Origin of the sequence: Yersinia sp. 1252 StPb PI, assembly GCF_048593885.1 — a bacterium.
GTDB classification, from domain to species: domain Bacteria; phylum Pseudomonadota; class Gammaproteobacteria; order Enterobacterales; family Enterobacteriaceae; genus Yersinia; species Yersinia enterocolitica_E.
This window is the reverse complement of sequence record NZ_JAZGQE010000201.1, coordinates 1-7904: the sequence shown is the minus strand read 5'-3', so window position 1 is coordinate 7904 and position 7904 is coordinate 1. Positions and strand designations below refer to the sequence as shown.

The window sequence follows — 7904 nt, the reverse complement described above, 5'->3', positions numbered from 1 at the left end:
GATGGTAGCCTATTTAATATTGAAGATAATTTTAATATTAAAAGCAGGGCTGGCGTTAGCATTACTGCGGCCATGCAACAACAGAAAATTGATGAGGAAAAAACACGCCTTAGTTTTGATTTTTATACAAAGGAGATAAGTAAGGGACAGTACAATGCTGGTTTTATGATTAAGCATGCTAAAGAAACTGAAGTCAGTTTAAAAAAAGAACGTAATGTGGCCACAATAAACGCCGAGTGGATCACTATTGAGTCAGGAGATGGTAATTTAGAATTATATGGTACAACCTTAAACTCTACCAAAGGTGATATATCTCTGAGAAGTCTCCACGATATCGGTGTGTTTGCGGCCAGAAACAGCGCTATTTCTGATAAAACAAAAACGGTTTCCAGTGGTGGTGCTTATTACACCGGTGGTGTAAATAAAGCCGGAAATGGAGTGAGTTTTAACCATGATGACGAAAAAAGCCATCTTGCTACGGATACTGGCATAGTTTCTCGTTTGAATAGTGCGGGTAATATATCCTTATATGCTTTGGGAGATATTACTCAACAAGGCAGTCAACATGTGGCTGGGGGCGAATATTCTGCGAAAGGAAACAATATAAATCAGCTTGCCAGTAACAATAGTTCAATTGGACGTACGACACAAAAACATGCCTCTGGTGGTGTTGGTTTTAATATTGACTACAGCGGGATAATCCGACCGTTTAAAAAAGCAATCGAGAATAATGTCGATGAAAATGGCCTAGTTCTACCCAACTTGAAAGCACCCAATTTAGGCGTAGATATCAATGGAAAAGGTCATAAAATCAAGAAATCCGCAGAAAGTGTTGTAGCATTTGTGACTTCAATTTATGCAAAGGGGAAGATTAAAGTAACAGGCGACACCGTCATTGACGAAGGTACTCAATATAAGAGTGGCGAATCAATAAATATTACGGCTACAGATTACTTTAATAAATCAGCCGTAAATAGTGGCAAAGGTGATGAGAAAAAAGAGAGCGCACAGGGGGGCGTGAGAGTGGCAACCAGCACCGGTAAAGATATAAAAATCTCTGTAAAGGGTGAAGGCGGGGTTAGCATCAGCGATTTTTACACTCAGGAATCACTACCAAGTGTGTTGCAGTCTATGTCAGGGGTTAATATTCAGACCGCTAATAATGGCTACTTGCAAGCAACACAGATAGACGGGGGCACAGGAGACGTGGTGGCTACTGCTGGTAATAAACTTTACTTCGATCACGCCACAAGTAGTGGCGATAAAAACATCTCAGAAGTCTATGGCAAAGGTGGCTTAAAAATCGGTTTGAAGGCGGGTTCTACGGGGGTGGATGCTGAAGGTGCTGGTCACCAACAGCAAGGAACGAGTTTTTATAACAATGCTATCAAAGGCAGCATTAACACTCGGGGGAATGTGAATTTATCCGCGGACAATGGCGATTTGATCCTGGTCGGTACTCAACTAGGCAAACAGGATGCGTCTGTAAACGATGTTGAATTGAACGCAGGGGGACAGATCCGCCTGTTAGCATCAGTTTCTGACAGTGCAACCCGCGAAGATAAAGCCGGTGGTAGTGCGGTGCTTGGCATAAGTCGCTCCAGCTCTGCTGATAGTAGTACAACAGGCGGCGCTGTCGGCTTCACAGCTCAGAAAAAGAGGGTTAATGAGTCGACTTTATTTAGTCAGGGAGCTGCTATTTACAGCCGCGGAGATGTTGCTATGAGAGCGAAGAGTGACGATAACGAGGCCATTTATGCTCAGGGGTTACAGCTTAATACCTTGATGCTTAATATGAATGCAGTTAATGGTGGTGTATTGTTAGAATCTGCACAAAGCCAAGCCCCGAAAGACAATATAGACTTCTTTATTTCAGCCAGTGCCAGTGGCTCAAAAACATCGGCCTCAAATACAGGTAGTAGCGCAGAACATAAACTAACAGGAGGCAGCTTTAATATTAACAATGATAAAGATAAGCAATGGATTATTAAACACCAAAATAGCCAAATAACTGGCAAAAGTGTTGTATTGGAAAGCAAAAAAGATATGCAACTGAAAGGAGCAAGAATAACAAGCGATATGGTGCAGCTTGATGCCGGTGGCGATCTGAACATTCAAAGTGTCAAAGAGTTTGAACAGATCGATAAAAATAGTCTTAAGTTCAACCTATCCTATATGGGGTCGACTGATCTCGTTGGAGATGAAATGGTTGAGCTTGGTGGCTCTGGTAGCAGCACCAGTACCGATAAACAAGGCGTCACTGAAGCATCAGGTATTTTCGGGAAAGATGGCGTAACGATTAACCATAAAGGCAAAAAGACAGTGATCGGCGCCGAGTTGGTTAACGAAAATAAGCCGGTAGAATGGAATACATTTAAAGAGTATGTATATCTGCCAGGTGCGATAAAAACTAATTAAATCTGGGACCATAAATAAAACCCTATACCTAAATTTGTGTCATTGACTGATTTTGACATGTTCAATTCAGCATCAAATGAAGGTCAATCTATGGACGCAAAACAGTTATAGACCCTGGCTAACGAACAGGTCAAATCTCAAAACTCCTGAGGGCCCCAACCTGTTCGTTAGCTTACTGAAGAAAATCAGCGTTGAGGCTGTTCTCAACGCTGAAATAACCTTCTATCTGGGGATGCGAAACAACGCTGTAACTACTCGTCAATGCCGGAACAATCAAGGCCTGGCAAAATGGGATCCATTTATACCGACAGGCATGAAAATTATCGACTAAACAGGTCACGTCTTTTCGGTTTAACGAATTGGCTGATCAGCACCAATACGCCAATCAATAAGTATGCAGCAAAGATACCCACCAACCACTGCGGCATTTCCAACGACAGGAATTCCCACTGTTTTACTGCACAATCACCGCTGGCAACGAAGACAGCTGGGAACCATTTATCTAGCGGCAACCATGATGGGAAACTGACAAAGAAATCACAGGTGGTGAACGGTGAAGGATGGAGTTGCAGCATGGTATGTTCCCAGGCGAGCTGAATGCCGCGCCAGGCGCTGTAGATCCAGATAAAAATAGCCAGATAGCGCAAAGGGGATTTAGGCGCAATGGCACCCAGCAATGATGCCCCCAGAATACCGAATAATGCGACCCGTTCATAAATACACATTACGCAAGGCTGTAACAACATCACGTGTTGAAAATAGAGCGCAACCAATTCTAGTACAAGTGCAGTCAGGGCCATTAAAAGCCAAGCACCGCGCCCTTTAGAGCAGCGGTTAAGGAATTGCAACATATCTTTATTTTCCATGCAGTAAGCAATTGTACCGGCAGTGTAAACCAATTCATCTTTGCTGCCAGCCACCCAAAGGTAAAATTAGGCAAAAATCAGCTCTTTCTCGCGCGTGACAAGTTATCACAAGCCTGAATTTTACTTTGGGTGAGATATTTGGTTTGTTTTGCCAGCCCATAATCCCTCGAAGCTAATAACAGCCCCCGCGGCGACCAAAAGTGTAGGGCTGGCAGATACTATAATGCAAGCGATCAATGTGTGATGCTAGCCCCGGCTGCCAGATGAGGCAAACTTATCCAGCCACTTTGCATCATCCACTCCGTCACCGGAACTAATAAATACTCCACGCCGAGCAGGCCGACGAGGGTCATCACAATAGTATAGGGGAGTGCCATATACACCATGCGCCCATAAGAAAGACGAATTAAAGGGGCCAGCGCGGAGGTTAGCAGGAACAAAAAAGCGGCCTGACCATTCGGTGTGGCAACAGAGGGCAGGTTGGTCCCGGTATTGATGGCGACGGCCAACAACTCGAACTGTTGCAGCGAGATAATGCCCAATTCAAATGCTTTCCGCGCCTCATTAATGTATACGGTGCCGACAAAGACATTGTCGGATACCGAAGAGAGTAAGCCATTAAACAGATAAAACAGTGATAACTGTGCTGATGGTGAAGATTGTAAAACAAACTGAATAATCGGTGAGAAGAGGCTCTGCTCAATAATGACGGCAACCACGGCAAAAAACACCGTGAGTAGGGCAGTAAAAGGCAATGCCTCCTGAAATGCCTTACCCAGTGCATGTTCATTGGTAATTCCGCAGAGGGAGGTAGCGAGAATAATCACCGATAATCCGACTAAGCCTACCTCGGCTAAATGCAGCGCCAATGCGAGCACCAACCAAACACCGATCAGGGCCTGGATCAGAAGCTTCACTTTCTCTTGCTTGCTCCGTTTCGCACTGGCTTGTTGATCATAGTCAGTCAAAACCTGACGAACGCGCTCGGGAAGCTGTGCACCATAACCAAACAGTTTAAAACGTTCTACCAGCAGACAAACCAATAATCCGCAACACAAGACGGGTAACGTCACGGGCAGCATGCGAATAAAGAAGTCGGTAAAGTTCCAACCGGCACTCTTAGCGATAATCAGGTTCTGCGGCTCGCCAACCATGGTCATTACGCCACCCAGCGCAGTACCCACACCCGCATGCATCATTAGGCTACGCAGGAAAGCGCGGAATTGCTCCAAGGTTTTACGATTTTCCTGATTATCGATCCAACTGTCGTCGGTGATATCTTTATCGCTATGGTTTGATGCAACATGATGATAGATAGTATAAAAACCAACAGAAACACTGATAACCACGGCAATTACAGTTAAGGCATCAAGGAATGCCGAAAGGAAGGCAGAGGCGACACAGAAGGCTAATGAAAGAACGATTTTTGAGCGAATGTTCAGCAGCAGTTTGGTAAATACAAACAGTAATAACTGCTTCATGAAATAGATACCTGCCACCATAAACACCAACAACAGCAGCACTTCCAGATTATTAGCAATTTCTTCTGCCACCTGATGCGGGCTGGTCATACCGATGGCGACGGCTTGAATGGCCAATAAACCCCCCGGTTGCAGTGGGTAACATTTTAGCGCCATAGCCAGTGTAAAGATAAATTCGACCACCAACATCCAGCCTGCAATAAATGGGCTGACAAAAAAGAATACCAGTGGGTTAATAATGAGAAACCCGATAATTGCCAGCTTGTACCAATCAGGTGAATTCCCGAGAAAATTCTTGAGTACAGCTTGTCTAATGGTCATATCCATTGTGAGTTACAGTCTCCTTATTAAAATTATTATGGTGCAATTACTGCCTAAAGTTACATTTTACGTTACGTCATTGCTCTAAAAGCAATTGGTATAATCTGTACATCATTCCATCTGCGCAATTTTTGCAACTTTATGACTACTTTCACCATTTGTTCGATCCTGATGCTATGTCACGATAGCGTCGTCTGGTATGATGAGCACACTAAATTGCTGATATGTATCGCTACGGAACGTCAAAAATATGGTTATAAAGGCGCAAAGTCCTGCCGGTTTCGCGGAAGAGTATATTATTGAAAGTATTTGGAATAATCGCTTCCCTCCAGGCACTATTTTGCCCGCGGAGCGTGAACTTTCAGAGCTGATTGGAGTGACTCGCACTACATTGCGTGAAGTGTTACAACGCTTAGCCCGCGATGGCTGGCTCACTATTCAGCATGGTAAACCGACGAAAGTAAACAATTTTTGGGAAACGTCTGGTCTTAATATTCTGGAAACACTGGCGCGGCTTGACCACGACAGCGTGCCACAATTGATAGACAACTTACTGGCAGTCAGAACAAATATCGCTACCATCTTCGTTCGCACGGCAATCCGTAATCATCCAGAGAAAGCACAAGAAATCCTGGCACAAGCTCAAACGGTTGATGATCACGCCGAGGCTTTCACCGCACTGGATTACGGTATTTTCCGTGGTTTGGCTTTTGCTTCGGGTAACCCTATTTATGGGTTGATCCTAAATGGGATGAAAGGGCTTTATACCCGGGTTGGGCGTTACTATTTCTCGAATCCTGAAGCCCGTAAACTGGCACTGACTTTCTACAGCAAACTGTCAGCGCTGTGTGATGAAAAAGCCCATGATCAGGTGTCAGAGTGTCTGAGAGCATACGGTAAAGAGAGTGGTGCTATTTGGCACAGCATGCAGGGCACGATGCCAAGTGATTTGGCCGAAGCACGCCGTTAGGCGAATATCGCGTAAAATTGCAACGCAAAAGGGGCATTAAATGCCCCTTTTTCATGGCAAGATGTAGCGCAATAGCTCGCGCGGTTATCCACCTCGTCTGCCCTGTGCTAGAGCTTATTGGCTCTTGGCGGCACGCTGTCGAGTAGCTCAATCGAGCCATCGTCATTCAGTTGTTCCATATGAATATCAAACCCCCATAGCCGGTGAATATGTTTCATCACTTGCTGACGGCTTTTATCCAGTGGTGCCCGATCATGAGGAATATAGCGCAGGGTCAGGGAGCGGTCTCCGCGCAAATCAACGTTCCATACCTGAATGTTTGGTTCGTGATTACTCAAGTTATATTGAGCAGACAATTCATTACGTATAGCCCGATAACCTTCTTCATTATGAATGGCTGAAATCTCCAGATAGTTATGCTTATCATCATCCAGCACGGTGAATAGCCGGAAGTCACGCATTACTTTCGGTGATAAGAACTGGCTGATGAAGCTTTCATCCTTAAAGTCGCGCATGGCAAAATGCAACGTATCCAACCAATCTTTACCGGCGATATCCGGGAACCAATAATAGTCCTCCTCCGTCGGTGATTGGCAAATACGCTTGATATCTTGGAACATGGCAAAGCCAAGGGCATACGGGTTAATACCGTTGTAATAAGGGCTGTTATACGGCGGTTGATACACAACGTTGGTGTGGCTGTGCAAGAACTCCATCATAAAGCGGTCAGTGACCTTACCCTCATCGTACAGATGGTTAAGAATGGTGTAATGCCAGAAGGTGGCCCAACCTTCATTCATCACTTGTGTCTGTTTTTGTGGGTAAAAATATTGGCTGACTTTGCGGACTATTCGCAGCACTTCTCGTTGCCATGACTCCAGCAGCGGAGCATTTTTCTCCATGAAATAGAGCAGGTTCTCCTGCGGTTCACTGGGGTAGCGTTGAGCCTGGGCTTGGACTTCCCCTCGATCCTTGCGCGGTAGGGTTTTCCACAACGAGTTGACCTGACTTTGCAGATACTCCTCGCGGCTTTTCTGCCGGGCGGTTTCCTCCACTAAAGAGATCTTTTGCGGGCGTTTATAGCGGTCCACCCCATAATTCATCAGGGCATGACAGGAGTCGAGTAGCCGCTCTACTTCTTCCACCCCATAGCGTTCCTCGCATTCACTGATGTAATGACGAGCAAACAACAAATAATCCACTATCGAACTGGCATCGGTCCAGGCTCGAAATAAGTAATTATTCTTAAAGAAAGAGTTATGTCCATAGCAGGCGTGAGCCATCACTAAGGCTTGCATGGTAATGGTATTTTCTTCCATTAAATAAGCGATGCAGGGATTGGAGTTAATCACAATCTCGTAGGCTAATCCTTGCTGACCGTGCTTATATTTTTGCTCGGTTTCGATAAATTTCTTACCAAAAGACCAATGGGTATAGTTGATAGGCATACCGATACTTGAATAGGCATCCATCATCTGTTCGGAGGTAATAACCTCTATCTGGTGGGGGTAAGTATCTAGCCGGTAATGTTTTGCCACCCGGTCTATTTGGTCCAGATAGACCTGCAACAATTCAAATGTCCAGTCTGGGCCGTCAGTCAGGCGCTTATCTTGCGCGGTTTGTTTCGGTGTTGAAGTTGTCATTAGCGCATCCTCACGGTTTTATAACCCTGCAAAATACTGGTCACTTCAATAATCCTAGCTCAAGATTAACAAGTTGAGGCATGGCAAGACCTTATGTCAATGAATATCCGCCATCTTTCAAACAACAGGTAGGTTGACTGCCGGTTCGCGCCAGAATCATTGCTGTCGTATCAGTCTGTACGATTAATTGGATTTTATAGATTAT

General features: G+C 45.0%; 5 protein-coding genes and 1 pseudogene. 3 read left to right on the top strand and 3 right to left on the bottom strand.

The genetic code is table 11. The annotated features are described in order from the left end of the window. Positions 1-2418 (top strand): hemagglutinin repeat-containing protein (locus V2A85_RS20325; RefSeq protein WP_420072206.1); only part of this gene is annotated, 2418 nt, incomplete at its 5' end. 114 nt (positions 2419-2532) lie between these two features. Next, positions 2533-2662 (top strand): annotated as a pseudogene (locus tag V2A85_RS20320) (IS256 family transposase); the annotation flags it as partial. Between the two features lie 76 nt (positions 2663-2738). Here the strand turns inward: V2A85_RS20320 and dsbB are convergent. Next, positions 2739-3269, bottom strand: coding sequence for a disulfide bond formation protein DsbB (gene dsbB / locus V2A85_RS20315; RefSeq protein WP_420072207.1), 531 nt, complete (start codon positions 3267-3269; stop codon positions 2739-2741). Between the two features lie 248 nt (positions 3270-3517). Further along, entirely contained in the window at positions 3518-5092 is a 1575-nt protein-coding gene (nhaB, locus tag V2A85_RS20310) for a sodium/proton antiporter NhaB (RefSeq protein ID WP_420072205.1), read from the bottom strand. Positions 5093-5336: 244 nt separating this feature from the next. On the opposite strand from nhaB, the gene fadR reads away from it, so the two are divergent. Next, positions 5337-6056 (top strand): fatty acid metabolism transcriptional regulator FadR, encoded by a 720-nt coding sequence (gene fadR, locus V2A85_RS20305; protein WP_372558938.1) that lies wholly within the window; start codon positions 5337-5339, stop codon positions 6054-6056. A 107-nt stretch (positions 6057-6163) separates the two neighbouring features. Here the strand turns inward: fadR and V2A85_RS20300 are convergent, their stop codons facing one another. Further along, entirely contained in the window at positions 6164-7699 is a 1536-nt protein-coding gene (locus V2A85_RS20300; protein WP_083158978.1) for a SpoVR family protein, read from the bottom strand. Positions 7700-7904 lie beyond the last annotated feature (205 nt).

Excerpts from the sequence above, each read along its gene's own strand:
- dsbB (WP_420072207.1), bottom strand. The coding sequence starts at position 3,269 with ATGTTGCAATTCCTTAACCGCTGCTCTAAAGGGCGCGGTGCTTGGCTT.
- nhaB (WP_420072205.1), bottom strand. The coding sequence starts at position 5,092 with ATGGATATGACCATTAGACAAGCTGTACTCAAGAATTTTCTCGGGAAT.
- fadR (WP_372558938.1), top strand. The coding sequence starts at position 5,337 with ATGGTTATAAAGGCGCAAAGTCCTGCCGGTTTCGCGGAAGAGTATATT.
- V2A85_RS20300 (WP_083158978.1), bottom strand. The coding sequence starts at position 7,699 with ATGACAACTTCAACACCGAAACAAACCGCGCAAGATAAGCGCCTGACT.